The 16370-nt window shown below is 71.3% G+C and carries 14 protein-coding genes; 5 read left to right on the top strand and 9 right to left on the bottom strand.

Annotated features, from left to right (window positions below; translation table 11 throughout):
• The first annotated feature begins 170 nt into the window (after window positions 1–170).
• The 3 genes from IG84_RS0111580 (at window position 171) to IG84_RS0111570 (ending at window position 3205) form a co-directional block, all read left to right on the top strand.
• A complete protein-coding gene (locus tag IG84_RS0111580; protein ID WP_031054672.1) occupies window positions 171–959 on the top strand; it encodes an SDR family NAD(P)-dependent oxidoreductase in 789 nt (262 codons plus the stop codon).
• A gap of 46 nt (window positions 960–1005) precedes the next feature.
• Window positions 1006–2151, top strand: a complete 1146-nt coding sequence (gene dgoD / locus IG84_RS0111575) for a galactonate dehydratase (protein WP_031054670.1) — start codon at window positions 1006–1008, stop codon at window positions 2149–2151.
• A 334-nt stretch (window positions 2152–2485) separates the two neighbouring features.
• Window positions 2486–3205, top strand: coding sequence for a FadR/GntR family transcriptional regulator (locus IG84_RS0111570; RefSeq protein ID WP_031054668.1), 720 nt, complete (start codon window positions 2486–2488; stop codon window positions 3203–3205).
• A 172-nt stretch (window positions 3206–3377) separates the two neighbouring features.
• On the opposite strand, the gene IG84_RS0111565 is transcribed toward IG84_RS0111570, so the two are convergent.
• The 7 genes from IG84_RS0111565 to IG84_RS0111535 form a co-directional block, all read right to left on the bottom strand.
• Window positions 3378–4133 carry an SDR family NAD(P)-dependent oxidoreductase gene (locus IG84_RS0111565; RefSeq protein WP_031054666.1) on the bottom strand — a complete coding sequence of 252 codons (756 nt, stop codon included), beginning with the start codon at window positions 4131–4133 and terminating at the stop codon, window positions 3378–3380.
• A complete protein-coding gene (locus IG84_RS0111560) occupies window positions 4130–5101 on the bottom strand; it encodes a fumarylacetoacetate hydrolase family protein (protein WP_031054664.1) in 972 nt (323 codons plus the stop codon). The genes IG84_RS0111565 and IG84_RS0111560 overlap by 4 nt, the downstream gene beginning before the upstream one ends.
• A 94-nt stretch (window positions 5102–5195) precedes the next feature.
• A complete protein-coding gene (locus IG84_RS0111555) occupies window positions 5196–6134 on the bottom strand; it encodes a VOC family protein (protein ID WP_031054663.1) in 939 nt (312 codons plus the stop codon).
• A 13-nt stretch (window positions 6135–6147) separates the two neighbouring features.
• Window positions 6148–7146: an amidohydrolase family protein gene (locus tag IG84_RS0111550; RefSeq protein WP_031054661.1), complete on the bottom strand. Its 999-nt coding sequence runs from the start codon at window positions 7144–7146 to the stop codon at window positions 6148–6150.
• Window positions 7143–8273 (bottom strand): FAD-dependent oxidoreductase, encoded by a 1131-nt coding sequence (locus IG84_RS0111545; protein WP_031054660.1) that lies wholly within the window; start codon window positions 8271–8273, stop codon window positions 7143–7145. The genes IG84_RS0111550 and IG84_RS0111545 overlap by 4 nt, the downstream gene beginning before the upstream one ends.
• Window positions 8274–8296: 23 nt before the next feature.
• Window positions 8297–9259, bottom strand: coding sequence for a cyclase family protein (locus IG84_RS0111540; RefSeq protein WP_031054658.1), 963 nt, complete (start codon window positions 9257–9259; stop codon window positions 8297–8299).
• Complete coding sequence (locus tag IG84_RS0111535; protein WP_031054657.1) at window positions 9256–10248, bottom strand: fumarylacetoacetate hydrolase family protein; 993 nt, start codon at window positions 10246–10248, stop codon at window positions 9256–9258. The genes IG84_RS0111540 and IG84_RS0111535 overlap by 4 nt, the downstream gene beginning before the upstream one ends.
• A gap of 134 nt (window positions 10249–10382) precedes the next feature.
• Between IG84_RS0111535 and IG84_RS0111530 the strand changes: the two genes are divergently transcribed.
• Window positions 10383–11297 (top strand): LysR family transcriptional regulator, encoded by a 915-nt coding sequence (locus IG84_RS0111530; RefSeq protein WP_031054655.1) that lies wholly within the window; start codon window positions 10383–10385, stop codon window positions 11295–11297.
• A 387-nt stretch (window positions 11298–11684) separates the two neighbouring features.
• Here IG84_RS0111530 and IG84_RS0111520 read toward each other — a convergent pair whose 3' ends face one another.
• Window positions 11685–12770: a class I mannose-6-phosphate isomerase gene (locus IG84_RS0111520; protein ID WP_031054654.1), complete on the bottom strand. Its 1086-nt coding sequence runs from the start codon at window positions 12768–12770 to the stop codon at window positions 11685–11687.
• 253 nt (window positions 12771–13023) lie between these two features.
• Here IG84_RS0111520 and IG84_RS0111515 point away from each other — a divergent pair, with 253 nt between their 5' ends.
• Window positions 13024–14148: an acyltransferase family protein gene (locus tag IG84_RS0111515; RefSeq protein ID WP_051861621.1), complete on the top strand. Its 1125-nt coding sequence runs from the start codon at window positions 13024–13026 to the stop codon at window positions 14146–14148.
• 23 nt (window positions 14149–14171) lie between these two features.
• Here the strand turns inward: IG84_RS0111515 and IG84_RS0111510 are convergent, their stop codons facing one another.
• Window positions 14172–16361, bottom strand: coding sequence for an FUSC family protein (locus tag IG84_RS0111510; protein ID WP_051861636.1), 2190 nt, complete (start codon window positions 16359–16361; stop codon window positions 14172–14174).
• Between the last annotated feature and the right edge of the window lie 9 nt (window positions 16362–16370).

Genomic DNA, 16370 nt, shown 5'->3' with positions numbered 1-16370 from the left:
CGTGCTGACCTCCAACGCGGCACCTCACCACCCCATGTGGAACACCGACGGGGACTGGATGCGCCGGGCCAACGCGCGGATCACCTCCGGGGCAGGGCTTGGCCTCGCCGATTAATTCATATTTAATAGTGGTGCCGGATCCTCTCTCGCGATCTCACTCGGAGCCGCTCGTGCCCACAGTCCCCACCGCCCCGCACTCCGCCTCTGCACGCCGCTTCGACCACGCATGCGCCCTCGTCACCGGTGGGGCCTCGGGCATCGGCGCCGCGACCGTGCGGCGGCTCGCGGCCGAAGGCGCCGGCGTGGTGATCGCCGACGTGGACGCCGAACAGGGAGAACGCACGGCGGCGGCCGTACGGGAGGAGGGCGGCAGCGCGCACTTCCAACTGTGCGACGTCTCCGACGAGGCGTCCTGGGAGGCGGCCGTCGACGCTGCCCGCCGATGCTTCGGTCCCGTTTCCTGCCTGGTCAGCAACGCCTACACGGTCCGCGTCGCACCCGCTGACGCCACCACCCCCGAGGAGTGGAACCGGCAGCTCGGTGTCTCCCTCACCGGCTCCTTTCTCGGCTTCCGTGCCTGCCTGCCCGATCTGCGCAGCACCCGCGGCAGCGCGGTGCTGGTGTCGTCCGTCCACGCCCTTGTCGGGCTGCCGGGCCGCCCCGCCTACGCCGCGGCGAAGGCGGGGCTCACAGGCCTCGCCCGCCAGCTCGCCGTCGAATACGGCCCCGAGGTGCGGGTCAACGCTCTGCTGCCGGGGCCTGTGGAGACCCGGGCCTGGGACGAGGTGGGCGAACATGAGCGGAAGCTGAGCATCGAGCAGACGGTGGCCGGGAGACTCGGCCGTCCCGAGGAGGCCGCCGCGTGCGCCGCCTTCCTGCTGTCCGCCGACGCCTCCTTCGTGACCGGCGCCTCCCTCGTCGTCGACGGCGGCTGGAGCGTCTACAAGACCTCGGCCTGATGCCGCCCCGGCCGCAGTGCACCCACCCCCTCTCGTCAGGAGCCCCATGAAGATCACCCGTGTTGAGACCTTCGCCGTACCGCCACGCTGGCTGCTGTGCCGGATCGAGACCGATGAAGGGCACGTCGGCTGGGGCGAGCCGGTGGTCGAGGGGCGTGCGGCGACCGTGCGCACCGCCGTGGGGGAGCTGACCGAACAGTTCCTGATCGGCGCGGATCCGCTGCGGATCGAGGACCTGTGGCAGCAGATGACCAAGGGTTCCTTCTACCGCGGCGGCCCGGTGCTCTCCTCCGCCGTCGCCGGGCTCGACCAGGCGCTGTGGGACATCGCGGGCAAGCACTACGGCGCGCCCGTGCACCAGTTGCTCGGTGGCCCCGTCCGCGAGAAGGTCCGCGCGTACAGCTGGGTGGGCGGCGACGAGCCCGCCGAGCTGCGTGACCACGTGCAGCAGCAGGTCGAGGCCGGCTTCACGGCGGTGAAGATGAACGCGAGCGGCCGGATGAACCGGCTCGCCACCGTACGGGACATCGAGGGCATTGTCGGCCGCGCGGAGACCGCCCGCGACGTGCTCGGCCCGGACGGAGACTTCGCCGTCGACTTCCACGGCCGCTTCACCGCGGCGAACGCGCGCAAGGTGTTGCCCCATCTGGCCCCGTACAACCCGCTGTTCGTCGAGGAGCCGCTGCTGCCGGAGTACCCGCACCTGCTCGCCGGCCTCGTCGCCGCCTCCCCGGTGCCGGTCGCCACGGGCGAGCGTCTCTATTCCCGTACCGACGTGCTGCCGGCGCTCCAAGCCGGAGTCGCCGTGCTCCAGCCGGACCTCTCGCACGCCGGCGGGATCTCCGAGACCCGCCGTATCGCCGCACTCGCCGAAACCTTCGACGTACCGGTCGCGCCGCACTGCCCCCTCGGCCCCGTCTCCCTGGCGGCCAGCCTCCAGGTCGCCTTCTGCACCCCGAACTTCCTCATCCAGGAACAGAGCATCGGCATCCACTACAACACCGGCGCCGAGGTGCTGGACTACGTCGTGGACAAGGAACCCTTCCGCTTCCACGACGGGCACCTGGCCCGCCCCACCGCACCGGGCCTCGGCATCACGGTGGACGAGCGCGCCGTGCGTGCCGCGGAGGAATACGACGCCTGGCGCAACCCCGCCTGGCGGCACCCCGACGGATCGTTCGCCGAATGGTGACCGCTGCCCGCTCCCCGCACCCCGCCCGTACCACCTGGAGATCCTCGCCATGGTACGAGCCGGCACGGATCCCCTCACGGATACCGCCACCGACGTTGGCCGCCGACGCGGTACGGGCGGTGGCGTCCGACCGGCTGGAACTGACCCGATCAGGCCGCCGGTGGCCACCAGGCCGAAGGAGAGCCAGAAGGCGGGGTACGAGCCCATCTGCGGGATGCTGACCGCGGCCACGGCGGAGCCGGGCGTTTGCGGAGGTGTTTTATTCGTAATTAAGATCGCGACGTTGTCAGGCCCGAGGCACGGTCCTGCTGTGCCTGTGAGGGGAGCAGCACACATGACGTCATACGCAGGCCGGGGTGTGCACGGCCAGGTTGTCGAGCGACTCGGCTACCGCATCGTCTCCGGAGAGGTGCCGGAGGGTGCCACGCTCGATCTGCGGGAGCTGGCGGAGGAGTTGGACATCAGTCTCACGGTGATCCGTGAGACGTTGAAGGTTCTGGCGGGCAAGGGCCTGGTCGCGGCACGGCAGAAGCGCGGGACGTTCGTCCGCCCGCGCAGTGAATGGAACATGCTCGACGCGGACGTCATCCGCTGGCGCGTGGCAGGCGGCAAAGGCGAAGCGCTGCTGCGCGACCTCGCCGAGCTGCGGGCCATCGTCGAACCCGCCGCGGTACGCCATGCCGCCGAACGCCGCACGGACGCGGACCTGGCCGCTTTGGAGCGGGCGCTGACGGCGATGGGTGAGGCCGGTGACGACACCGACGCTGCTGCGGCAGCGGACGCCGCGTTCCACCGCGCACTGCTCACCGCCTCGGGGAACGAGATGCTGACTCAGCTCGACCAGCTCATGGAGCCGGTGCTGCGTGTCCGGGACGACATCGTGCACGCGCCGCACGGTGTGGCCGACGACCCGGTGCCCAGTCACCGCGCAGTCCTCGAAGCCATCCGGGAACGTGACGCGGACCGCGCGTCCGCCGCCATGGTCGACCTGCTGGCCAAGTCCGTCGCGGACTTCGACCTCGCTGTACGGAGTGCTTCCCGCCCCGGAGAGTGAGCAGGTGCGCCGGGCGAACCGTTGTGGCGGGAGGCATGGGGGTGTGATCCACTCCGGATCGCCTTCAAGCGGTCGGCGGACGGGCCGGTCGTGTCAGCCTGTCCGGCATGCCTGCACCGCGGCGCGGGGGAGTGGCCGACTTCTCCACGGGATTCCGGCCGCGAGCTGGGTTTCATCCCCCGGTATCCCAACGCAGGGCGTCCGAGACGGACTTGACGCCGCCGTGCGCGGTCAGGCCGCCGTCCACGGGGACCTCGGCACCGGTGATGAAGGATGCCTCGTCGGACAGCAGGAAGACGACGAGCGGTGCGACCTCGTCAGCGGTTCCCGTACGGCCGAGTGGCGTCTCGCGGACATTGGCCTCGCGGAAGGCCGGTGCCGCGGATGCGGTCATGTCCGTCTCGATGTAGCCCGGATGGATGGCGTTGACGCGGATACCGCGCGGCCCGAGCTCCAGGGCTGCGGCCCTCGACAGGCCGCGCAGTGCCCACTTGCTGGTCGTGTAGGCGACCGGGTAGTGCGCGGTGAGGGCTGCCGAGGAGCCGACGTTCACCACGCAGGCACCCGGAGGCATGAGCGGCGCGAGGTGCTGGATGCCGAGCAGCGGGCCGGTGACGTTGACCGCGTGGACGCGCGCCATGTCCTCGGGGCGTACCTCGCCGACCCGTGCGCGCCAGGTGATGCCCGCGTTGTTCACCAGGCCGTGCACGTGTCCGTACGTCTTGCGCAGCTCGGCGGCCAGGTCGGCCCAGTCCTGCTCGCTGGCGACGTCGAGACGCCGGCAGCCGCTCGCGGGTTCGACGTCGGTGGCGATGACCTGCGCGCCTTCCCGGGTCAGGGCCTCGGCTTCGGCGGCGCCCTGGCCGCGGGCCGCTCCGGTGACGACGACGACCTTTCCCAGCAGTCTCTGGGAGTGTTCGTCGGTCACGGCCGCTCCCGGTGGCGACGTCGGCCGGCCGGCAGCGGTACGGGATCGGCGCCGGGTACGACGGTGTTGGCGACGGTACCGATGCCCTCGACCGTGAGGGTGACGGTGTCGCCGGGCTTCAGCGGCGGCGGGGTCTGTTCGCCGCGTCGGCCCCACAGCTCGGCCAGGCAGCCGCCGTTGCCGCAGGTGCCGGAGCCCAGGACATCGCCCGGCACGACGCGGGTGCCGCGGGAGGCGTAGGCGGCCATCTCCTCGAAGGTCCAGCTCATGTGGGACAGCAGGTCCTCGCCGACGGCCTCGCCGTTGATCTCCGCGGTCAGGGCCAGGCGCAGGAAGCCGTCGGCGTCCCGATAGGGCTCCAGCTCGTCGGCGGTGACGAGGTACGGGCCGAGGGTGGTGGCGGTGTCCTTGCCCTTGCAGGGGCCGAGGCCCACCTTCATCTCGGCGGACTGCAGATCGCGCGCCGACCAGTCGTTGAAGACGGTGTAGCCGACGATGTGGTCGCGGGCCTGTTCGGGGGTGAGGTCGCTGCCCTCGCGGCCGATGACGGCACCCACTTCGAGCTCGAAGTCCAAGGCGGCGGAGCCGGGCGGCATGGGGACGTCGTCGTGCGGGCCGTAGATGGCGTGCGGGTTGGTGAAGTAGAAGGTCGGCGCCGCGTACCACTGCTCGGGCACCCCGGCGACGCCGTCGACAGCACGGCGGACGCCCTCGACGTGTTCTTCGAAGGTGACGAAGTCCCGTACGGACGAAGGTTGGAGAGGTGGCAGTAGTCGTACCTGGGAGACGTGCGGGCCGGGCGGTGCGTCGAGTGCGGCGGCGCCGGCGTCGAGCAGAGCGGGAAGGCCCTCGCCGGAGCGGATCAGTTCGGTGAGGGAACGGGCTCCGGGTACGGGATGGAGGGTGCCGTCTTCTCCGACGACGGCGGCACAGGGCTGGTGCTGGTGTGCGTACGCGGCGAAGCGCATGCGGGGCCTCCTGGTGCTCGGGCGGGGGCCGGGGGCGCGGACTGCTGGCGTCAGGGCGTTGACAGGGCTGCCGCGCCCCCGGAACTCGGTGTGGTCAGACCGGCGGGGCGACGAAGCAGCCGCGGTCGGGGTCGTTGAAGGACTCCTTGGCGACCAGTTCGTTCATGGGGTTGGCGGTGCCCCACTGGTCGGTGACCTCGGGCTGGGAGAAGTCGTAGACGTGCGGGTGCCAGGTGTCCTCGTCGAGGTTCTCCAGCTCGGTGGTGTACTCGATGGTGTTGCCGTGCGGGTCGAGGAAGTACGTGAAGGTGTTGTCACCGGCCATGTGGCGGCCCGGACCCCAGATCTTGCGGTACCCGGCCCGCATGACGCGCCCGGAGCCGCGCATGTACTCGTCGAGGCCGCGCATCTCGAAGGAGACGTGGTGCAGTGCGGTGTGCGGTCCCTGCGCGATGGCCATCGAGTGGTGCTGGTTGCTGATCCGCATGAAGTGCATGACCTCGCCCATGTGCGGTGAGCTGAGCGTGTCGGAGAGCCGGAAGCCGAGGTGGCGCTCGTACCACTCCCGAGTCCGGTTCAGATCAGGGGAGTTGAGAACGACGTGGGAGAGCTTGACCGGGATGGCCTCCTTCTCCTCGATCTTGCGGTGCTGCCGTACCTCGACGTCGGCGGAGACCTCGATGGTGCGGCCGTCGACATCGAAGAAGCGGAAGCCGTAGCCACCGCCGGGGGTGTCCACCTTCCCCGGCTGTGTCACCAACTGGACGCCGCCCGCCAGCAGGTGCTCGGCAAGGGTGTCGACGTCGGCCGGGGACGCGGCCCCGTAGGAGACGAGGTCGAGGCGCTTCTCCTCGGCCTTGCGCAGCCGGACGACGTACTGCTCGGGGGAGCCCTCGGCGGCGAGGAAGGAGATGCCGGAGTCCTCGGCGACCTTGGTCAGGCCCCAGACGCCGGCATAGAAGTCGAGCTGCTTGTCGTAGTCGGGCACGGCGAGGTCGACGTGCCGCAGGTGGGTGAGCAGACGTGTGCTCATGGTGTGTGCCTCCTCAGACGAGGTCGAGCAGAGTTGCTGCATTGCCGCCGCGGACGGCGTGGAAGTCGAGTTCGGACAGCTGGGCGGCGCGCAGTGCGCCGAGCGGGTCCTCGGTGCCCATGTCGAAGGGGAAGTCGGAGCCGAGCAGTACCCGGTCGGGTCCGGCGGCCCGGATCAGTTCCCGCAGCACGTGGGGGGCGTGAACGAGGGAGTCGAAGTACAGCCGCTTCAGGTAGCTGCTGGGCGGGTGGGCGCAGCCGGCGCGTGCGTCGGAGCGTGCGGACCAGGCGTGGTCGGAGCGGCCGATATGAGTGGGCAGGTAGCCGCCCCCGTGCGCGGCGACGACCTTCAGGTCCGGGTGCCGGTCCAGTACGCCGGAGAAGATGAGGTGGGAGAGTGCCACGGCGTTCTCCGTCGGCTGTCCCACCGTGTTGGACAGGTACCACTGGTCCAGCCGCTCGTCGAGCGTGCACCCGAAGGGGTGCAGGAACAGGAGGGCGCCGGTCTCCTCAGCCCGCGTCCACAGCGGCTCGTACGCCGGGTCGGACAGCTCGCGGCCGGGCGCGTGGCTGGAGATTTCCACTCCCAGCAGGCCCTGTCGCAACGCGTCGTCCAGGGCCTCGACGGCCTGCCCGGGGTGTTGCAGTGGTACGAGACCCAACCCCCGCAGCCGTTCCGGAGCCGCCGCGCAGTGCGCCGCGGTGGCCTCGTTGGCGTGCCGGTAGATCTTCTCGGCCGTCTCCTCGTCCGCCCAGTAGTGGTAGTGCGACGGAGACGGGCTGACGAGCTGGACGTCCACGCCCTGCGCGTCCATCGCGGCCAGGCGTACGGTCACGTCGGTCAGCTTCGGGATGCGGTCGCGCACCATGGGCCCGCTGACGGCGAGTGCCGCGGGGCCGTTGCGCAGGGCGTCCAGCGTCTTGGCCTCGGCGAGGCCGGGCCGGCCGGCCACCAGGGCCTCGACGTCGGGCAGCAGGAGGTGGGCGTGCACGTCCACGGTGGGCGGAGTCACGGCGCCTCCTTGAGCAGGGGCATGGTGCGGGCCATCAGCCCTGGAACATCGGCGTCGCGGACGCCGTCCAGCTGCCACTGTCCGATCTGCACCGACGCCTCCACGACCGCCCGCACCCGCGGGATGCGCCGGTCGTAGTACGCCTGGAACAGCGCGTCGTCCCACTGCTCGGCACCGGTCAGCAGCTCGGCCAGGACGAGGGCGTCCTCCAGGGACATGGCCGCGCCCTGGGCGAGCGTGGGCGGACAGCAGTGGGCGGCGTCACCGGCCAGCACCACGCGGCCGCGGTGCCAGGAGCCCTCCACCAGCATGCGGTCGAACCAGGTGTAGTTGACCTGCGCCGGATCGGTGATGTGCGCGGTGATCTCCGGCCAGAAGCCCCCGTAGGCGGAGGTGAGACGCCGCATTTCGTCCGCGTAGGTCTCGGGCGGTATCGAGGCGCGGTCGCGGTTGGCCTCGACGACGTACGCGTAGAGGGTGGTGTCGCTGGTGGGGCAGTAACCCGCGATGTAGGCCGGGCCGCCGTAGGCGAGGTCGGTGCGGGTCACTCCTGCCGGGCGGGGTGCGGCGATGCGCCAGATGGCCATGCCGGTCGGTTCGGGCTTGTCGGTGATGCCGATCGCGGCGCGGGTCGCGGAGCCGATGCCGTCGGCGGCGATCACCACGTCGTAGCGGCCGGTCGTGCCGTCGCTGAAGCGTACGGACACGCCCTGCGCGTCCTGGTCCAGGCTCTCGGCCCTGGTGCCCAGGCGCACCGACGCCCCGCTCGCGCGCACCGCGTCGATCAGGATCTGCTGGAGCCGGGGGCGTTGCATGCCGACGGTGGCGGGCAGATCGTCACCGCCGGTGCGCAGATCGCTCTGCTCGTGCAGCACGGTGCCGTCGGGAGCGGTGATACCGACCGCGTCGAAGCCGCAGCCGGACGCCTTCACCTGCTCCCACACGCCCAGTTCACGCAGCACACGCAGCGCGTTCCCCTGGAGGGTGATGCCGGATCCGGCGGTGGCGTTCCAGTCGTCCTTGGCCTCGACCAGGTCGACGGCGATACCGGCCCGGCGCAGCAGGACCGTCACGGCGTTACCGGCCGCGCCGCCGCCGACGACGAGCGCGGTACGGGACTGTGTCATGAGTAACTTCCTTGTACGTCGCGCTACTTGACGGCGATCGGGTTGACGGGTGAGCCGACCGCGCCGGTGATGGGCAGGGGAGCGGCGGTGAGCCAGAACGCGTACACACCGTCGGCCGCGCAGTCCTCGGCGAGCGCGTCCAGATCCCACAACTCGCCGACCAAGAGTCCGATGTTGGGGATGGCGACCTGGTGCAGCGGCTGGAAAGCGTTCTCGAACTCGTTGGGCCGCACCTCGAAGCCCCAGGTGTCGGTGGCGATCGCGGCGATCTCGGTGCGGTGCAGCCAGCCCGCGGTGGTGAACGACAGGCCGGGGGCCGGGCCGCCGGCGTAGTCACCCCACCCGTCGCGGCGGACCCGGGCGAGCTGCCCGGTGCGTACCAGGACGATGTCGCCGCGTCCCACGGTCACACCTTGGGCCTCGGCAGTCGCCGTCAGGTGGTCCTCGGTGATGGCGAACCCGTCGGGCAGCTCTCCGCCGGTGCCGATCGCCCGGCCCACGTCCAGCAGCACCCCGCGCCCCGCGACGTACGGCGCCATGTGCTCGATGCCGGTGACCAGGTCGCCCTCGGAGGTGACGGTCCGCGCGGCGTCCCGGCCGTTCCATGCCTTGCCGTGGTCGAAGATGTGCCCGAGCCCGTCCCACTGGGTGGAGCACTGGAGCGGCATGGCGATCACGTCGTCGGCGCCGCCGAGGCCGTGCGGGAAGCCCTGGTGGCCGGCGGCGGCATCGGTGCCGGTGTCGAGCATGGTGTGCACCGGGTTGGTGCGCCGCCGCCAGCCCTTCTGCGGGCCGTTCATGTCGAAGCGCTGGGACAGGGAGAAGCTGACACCCCGTCGGACGAGGCCGGCACCTTCGCGGCGCTTGGTCTCGTCGAGGAAGTTGAGGGTGCCGAGCACATCGTCCTCGCCCCAACGGCCCCAGTTGGAGTACGCCTTGGCGGCTCGGGCTATCGCGCCCTCGGGATCGTTCCGGTCGAGCGTCATGACGCCTCCGCCACACAGCGGGTGCGCTGCACGCCGAGGCCCGTGACGGACCCCTCCATGACGTCGCCGTCGCGCAGCAGCCGGCCCCAGTGCATGCCGTTGCCGGCCGGGCTGCCCGTCAGCACGAGGTCACCGGGCAGCAACCGGGCGGTCTGCGAGGCGTACGACACCATGCGCGCCACGTCGAAGATCATGTCCTGGGTGGACTCGTCCTGCATGGTCTCGCCGTTCAGCTTCAGCGTCACCCGCAGGTCGGAGGGGTCCGCGATCGACCCGGCGGGCACGATCCACGGGCCCAGCGGGGTGAAGCCGGGCGCGTTCTTGCTGCGCAGCCAGTCGGTGCCGATCTGCGGCATGTCGCGCCGGAAGACGGTGGCCCGGTCGGTGAGGTCGTTGGCAATCGTGTAACCGGCGATGTGCTCCAGCGCCTCCTCGACGGACACCCGGTGGGCGGGCCTGCCGATGACGGCCGCCAACTCCAGTTCCCAGTCCGGCTTTTCGGCCCACGATGGCAGTACGACATCGTCGTACGGACCCGTGATCGCGCTCGGCAGACCGATGAACACGTACGGCAGGTCCTCCGCGGCTCGCCGGTCCATGATCTCGGCGGCCTCGGCGCGCCGCTCCTCCTCGGGGCGGTCGTCACCGGGAGCGCGGTGGGCCACGTGCAGGTCGATCACGTGCTGCCGGTAGTTGGCACCCGACTGGAAGACCTGACGCGGAGTGACCGGCGCGTGCACCTGGAACTCGTCGAGCGGACGCCGCTCCGGTCCGGTTTCGGTGACCAGCTCGTGCAGGCGCGGCAGCGCCTCCGCCCAGCGGTCCAGCAGCGAACGAACCGTCAGCTCCGGCTTGTCGAAGGCGGTCCGGAGGTCGATCACCTGCCTGTCCGAGGTGACGAGGGCAGGAAAGGCGGGTCCGTCCGGTGCGGACAGAGTGGCCAGCGCGAAAGGTCCGGCGAAGAGCGGTGATGCGGGTGCGGGTTTCACAGACGTGTCCTCCTGATGGTGATGTCACTAATGTGGACCCACCACCGCTGATCTGGGAAATTGATTCCGTGGATGACCGGCATCCACCTCGTTTATGCCCTGCTGGCAGGCGCAGCGCCGTAAGGGAAGATCCCGTGAATCTGGCTCGTCTCGACATGAACCTCGTCGTCGCCCTGCGCGCCCTGCTGGAGGAGCGCAACGTCACCCATGCCGGGCAGCGCGTCGGCCTCAGCCAGCCTGCGATGAGCGCCGCCCTGGCCCGGCTTCGGCGTCATTTCGATGACGACCTGCTGGCCAGGGTCGGCGGTCACTACGAACTCACCGCTCTCGGGCAGGTCCTCCTCGATCGCACCTCCACCGCCTGCGACCTGCTGGAACGGCTTTTCAGCAGTCAGGCGGACTTCGACCCGGCCACCGAGAGCCGGGAGTTCAAGCTGGTGGGCTCCGACTACGCCGTCGCCGTGTTCGGCACCGAACTCGCACGGGTCGTGCACGAAGAGGCCCCGGGAATCCGACTGCGCTTCACACAGCCCCCCGCCGGCGTGGTCGACGACACCGCGACACTGCTGAGTGCCACGGACGGCCTGCTCATGCCGCACGGCGTCATCAGTGACTTCTCCGCCACCGACCTCTATGAGGACCGGTGGGTCTTTCTCGTCGCCGAGGACCATCCCGACGTCGGTGACCGCCTCGCCCGCGAGGACCTGGCCCGGCTGCCGTGGGTCACCTACCAGCGCACCTATGACGCCCCCGCCGTCCGGCAGCTCGGCATGCTCGGCATCGAACCGCACGTCGAGGTCTCCGTCGACAGCTTCCAGACGTTGCCACTCCTGGTCGCGGGCACCCGGCGGATCGCGCTGGTGCAGGAGCGTCTGGCCAGGGCCTTCGTGCACATCGCCGCCGTGCGCGTACTGGAGCCGCCCTACGAGGCCGTCCCGTTGCGGGAGGCGCTGTGGTGGCACCCGGTGCATACGCACGACGCGGCGCACATCTGGCTCCGCGAGACGGCCGGCCGTGTGGGGACGCGGCTACCGGCCGTGGAGCAGTGACAAGGAAGCTCTCAACTCCGGTCGTGCAGGGGGGACTTCAAGGGCCCGCGAAACGGCGGGCGCCGCCCCTCCCTGGGACGGGGAGGAGCGGCGCCCGATGATGCGGTTCCGTCAGACGAGCCAGCCCACGCAGTGGATGACGCCGGCCAGCACGTTGGTGAGGAAGTCCATCGGGTTGTTCTCCTTGTACATGGTGCGTTTCTGGGACACGCTCCCGTTCCGGAAAGGGACTTCGGCCGAGAGCGGCGCGGTGACGGTCTGCAGCCCGTCGCTTGCGCCCCGTAAGAATCGCCTGCCTCAGGCAACCAAGGAAAGCGCTTTGGTGACTGATCACGCGTTCCGGGGAACAACCGCTCCCGTGTTCGTGTGTTCGGTGCCGGATGTGCGTCAGGCGCCGGGCCGGCCGAGCCCTTCGCCCAGCGCGGCGATCGCGGCCGCGTCATGACCCGCGGCACGGAGCGGGGTGCGGACATCGCGGTCGAGGTCGGGCAGGTAACCGAGAAGGACGTCGGCCGGGCCGTGGATCTCGATCCGCCCCAGCGCCGCGGGGAGCAGCAGCGTCTCTGCCCGCCCGAGCGGCTCGCTCCCGGCCCCGTACGCCACGGTCACCGCGGGCCCGGCGTTGCTCAGGACGACGGCGGTGTCGAACGAGCGGACCAGCGGCGCGGAGGTCCCCGCGTCCCGCGTGCGCCACCGCTCCAGCGCGAAGTAGGGCCCGGCGCACAGCATCCGGCCCTCGGCGCCGTCGGGCGACGGCAGCCGCAGCCCCGGATGGAACTCCGGCCGCGGCTCCGGCTGCCACTCCTCCAGCAGCGCCTCGATGTTCGCCCGCCACTCCGCCTCGTCCAGCGGCGAACCGTCCTCCATCCGGTGCCGCATCGCGTGCTGCTGCAGGTCCGAGGTCTGCTCGATCTCGTACACCAGCGTGTCGGGCCCGAAGCGGTGCAGCGTCCCGGCCGGTACGTACAGGGTGTCGCCCGCGCGGACCGGCAGCCGCCGCAGTACGGAGGCGAAGTCCTGGCCGAGCAGCGCCTGTCGCAGCCGTGCGCGGTCCACCCCTGGGTGCACGCCCGCGTACGCGGTGGCGCCGGGCGGGGCGTCGAGGATGTGCCACGCCTCGGTCTTGCCATTCGGCTCGCCCTCCTTGCCGCGGGCCGCGGCGTCGTCGGGGTGGAGATGGACCGGGAGCGGACGGTGGCCGTCGATGAACTTGGTCAGCAGCGGGAAGCGCGGGCCGTGCCAGCCGCGCCCGACCAGCTCCGCCGGATGCTCCAGGGTCAGGCGGCGCAGCGTCCACCCGGCGAGCGCGCCGTTCCCGATCCGCGCGCCTTCCCCGTCCACGTCGCTGACCTCCCAGGTCTCGGCGACCGGCCCTTCGGGCAGCCCGCCGCGCCCGAGCCGGTCGGGGATGGCCCGGCCGCCGAAGACGTGCTGCTTCACGGGCGTGGTCAGCCGCAGGGGGTACCAATCCATGCGCCCAGTGTCACGCTGCGGCCACAGCTCTGCACGGCCGGGTGCCGCCTCCCCGCACGGCGGGGCGCCGTCGCCCGGGGACGCCGCGCGGCCGTCCGCCACGCCTTCCTGCGACATTCGACGCCGCACCCCCTGGGCCCCTAGGGTCGTCCCCTACAACGTGTAGGAGGAGGGTGGGCCGTCCCGCTCACGGTGACCGGTGGAAGCGGTGGGGACAGCGGGAAGGCGCCGCGGTCATCGCTGAGGAGGTCACGTGGGACAGCGCTCGCCGGACACACAGGGCACGGGACGCGATCCGTTCTTCGACAACGCGAAGCTGCTGGCCATGGTCCTGGTCGTGGCCGGGCACGCCTGGCAGCCGCTCAAGGACAGCCACGCCGTGTGGTCCGGCTATCTGTTCCTTTACATGTTCCATATGCCGCTGTTCATCGTGATCTCCGGCTACTTCTCGCGGAGCTTCGCCTTCAAGCCCGAGCAGGGCAAACGGCTGATCACCGGGGTCGCCGTGCCGTACCTCGTCTTCGAGGCCGCGTACACCCTCTACGGCAACGCCGTCGACGGCCGGCACAACGACCTCAGCCTGCTCTCCCCGTGGTACCTCACCTGGTTCCTCGCGGCGCTCTTCGTATGGCGGCTCACCGCCCCGGTGTGGCGCGCGATGCGCTGGTACGTCGCGGTCGGCCTCGCCCTCGCCGCCGCGCTGATCGGCGCGGCCACCCCTTTGAGCGGCGTCCTCAATCTCGCCCGCGTCCTGCAGTTCCTGCCGTTCTTCGTGATCGGCCTCGTGCTGCGCCCCGAGCACTGGCAACTGCTGCGGGCACGGTGGGTACGGATCGCCGCGGTGCCGGTGCTGGCGGGCGGCGCCGCGATGGCCTACTGGGCCAAGGGCCGGATGACCGCCCAGTGGGCCATGCACAACCACAGTTGGGAGGATCTGCACGTCTCCTGGCCGGTCGGGATGGCGATGACGCTGGCCACCACCGCCTGCTCGCTGGTCCTCGCGGTGGCGTTCCTGGCCTGGGTCCCGCGCCGCCGCACCTGGTTCACCCCGCTGGGCGCCGGCACCCTCTGCGCCTACCTGCTGCACGGCTTCTTCGTCCGCACCGCCGCCTGGAAGGGCTGGTTCGACGCGCCCTTCTGGCACACCCCGGCCGGCGAACTGACCGTCACCGCCTTCGGCGTCGCCCTCGCGCTGGCGCTCACCTCGCCCCCGGTCCGCCGCTTCTTCCGCCCGGTCATGGAACCGCGCCTGAACTGGGCGTTCCGTCTGCCCCGGGCCACGACCGACCGTCCCCGGTCCCGCCCCGTCCCGGAGCACTCGCCCGACGAGCCCGCCGCGGCGGCCGCGACCGCGGGGAGCCGCACGACGTCCGGCTGAGGCCGCCCTCTCGAAGGAGGCGCTCAGCCGGTCGTCCCCACATTGCGGCCCGACACCGGGACCTCCAGCGGGCGGGCGAGGCCGATGACGCCCTCGTCGAGGCGCTGGAGGTGGCGCAGGACGCGGAAGGTGACCGTGCCCGAGGCAGGCCCGGCGGTGCCGTTCGCCTCCAGTACCGAGGCGATGCTCGCGCCGGAGGAGACCTCGCCGCGGGTGCTCTCCTCCACGACGCGCGCCACGATGATGTCGATGTTGCGCGCGATGCGCTTGCCGGCCCGCTCCAGCCGCGGGTCGGCCGCGACGTTCTTGCTGTACGGCACGAGCTCGGCCGTCGCCGCCAGCGAACGGGCGTGGTACGCGCAGGTCTCCAGCAGCGCCACCAGATAGCGGGCGGTCTGCCGGCGCCCCCGCAGCGGCGTGATCGGGTGCGTCAGCGGCTGCGTGGAGGCACGCAGATCGTCCAGCGCCGAGTCCAGGTCGCGCGCCTTGTCCAGCAGGTCGGCTGCGGGGCCGCCACTGAGCTGTGCCACCGCGGCCGTCACCACGTCGCGCAGCCGCTCCAGCACCGTGCCCAGCAGTTCGTCCGTGCGGCGGTCGGTGTGCACCGGCAGCACCAGCACGGCGGCGATGATCCCGCAGGCCGCGCCGAGCGCCGTCTCCTCGATGCGCAGCACCAGCACGGCCAGGCTGTAGGTGTTCAGCAGGGTGTAGAGCAGGCCCAGCATGGCGGTGACGCAGAAGGACATCAGCGCGTACGACAGCGGTGCCGTGAAGAACATCCCGAAGATGAAGAGCAGGACGAGGCCGAACGCGAGCCAGGTGTTGTTCCCGACGAGCCCCGCGAGCGCGACACCGGCGACCACGCCGAGGATCGTGCCCACCAGCCGGCGGTAGCCCTTGACCAGGATCTCGCCCGTCGACGCGGTGTTGAGGAAGACGACCCAGCAGGTCAGCACCGCCCAGTACCAGCGCTGGCTGGAGAGGAACTCGCCGCCGATGATGGCCAGCGTCGAGCCCACCGCGACCTGGAAGGCGGCCCGGGTGGTGGGCCGCTTCAGCCCGGTGCGCTCGTCGGCGGCTTCCTCGTCCGCCTCGTCCAGGCCGGCCATCGCGACGTCCTCGGCGTCGAACTCCTCACGGGAGCGGGCCGTCGCGGGGCTGTCGTCGGACGCGTCCTGCGGCCCGTCCAGCGCGAGCCGCAGACCCAGCACGGCGCGCGCTGCCTCACCGATGCCGCGGAAGACGTCCTGGACGGCGGGCGAGGCCGCCGGCAGCTTGTCCTCGTCGCGGTAGCCGAGCAGTCGGTTCCGTACGTGTGCCAGGGCCATGCCGCGCTCGTCGGCACCGCGGCGCGCGATCAGCAGGTGCAGCGCGCCCAGGTCGCGGCGCAGGGTGCGGGTCTCGGCGTCCTCGCTCGGCAGCCGCTCGGCGGCGACCTGCACCGGCGCGTGCGGCAGATGCATCGTGATGGTGTCGGCGCGCTCGGAGCTGCGCGCGTTGAGCAGGATGACGCCCAGCCGCTCGGCGGCGATCTCGGCGTCCGCGATACGGCGCTGCAGCCGCGCCGCCGTGGCCTCGTCCCGGGTCCCCTCCTCCAGCCGGCCCTGGATCATCAGGGCCGCCTCGTGCAGCCGGGCCGTGCGCCGCCGCAGACTGTCCAGGACCTTGTCCAGGTCGTCGGGGCCGGCGTCCAGCAGCTCGATCTGCGCCGCCAGCAGTTGCGCGAGCCGTGCCCTGAACGCCTCGCGGAGCCGCCCCAGGGTGCGCTGGGGCGTCTCCGGTACGACGGCGAAGCGGACGACCGCGCTGCACGCGAAGGCGACGGCCAGCGTCAGATACAGCTCCGGCAGCGCGCCGACGGTGGCCTGGACGAACAGCGACACGAAGTAGACCTGGAAGCCGATCAGGCCCAGGGCCGTGCCGCGGTCGCCGAACCGCCGCCCGTACACCGCTCCGAAGATCAGCAGCACGAAGAAGATGTCACCGGCGATGATCCGGGTGTGCAGCAGCGCCCCCAGCGACATCGCGGCGAGTGCGACGGGCAGACCGCACGCGAGCGTGACGGCCTGGCCGCGCACCTCCTTCTCCTTGATCGCGAAGGTGGCGACCATGGCCGCCATGGCGCCCGCCACCATGTGCGTGACATCCGTGCCGAGCAGCGCGAGGACGGCGAGGGCCAGCACGATCGCGCCGACCGTCCGCAGCCCCGCCATCAGCCGCAG

Origin of the sequence: Streptomyces ochraceiscleroticus, assembly GCF_000720485.1 — a bacterium.
GTDB lineage: Bacteria > Actinomycetota > Actinomycetes > Streptomycetales > Streptomycetaceae > Streptomyces > Streptomyces ochraceiscleroticus.
Note: the sequence above shows the minus strand (reverse complement) of the source record. Positions and strands in the feature narration are given on the sequence as shown.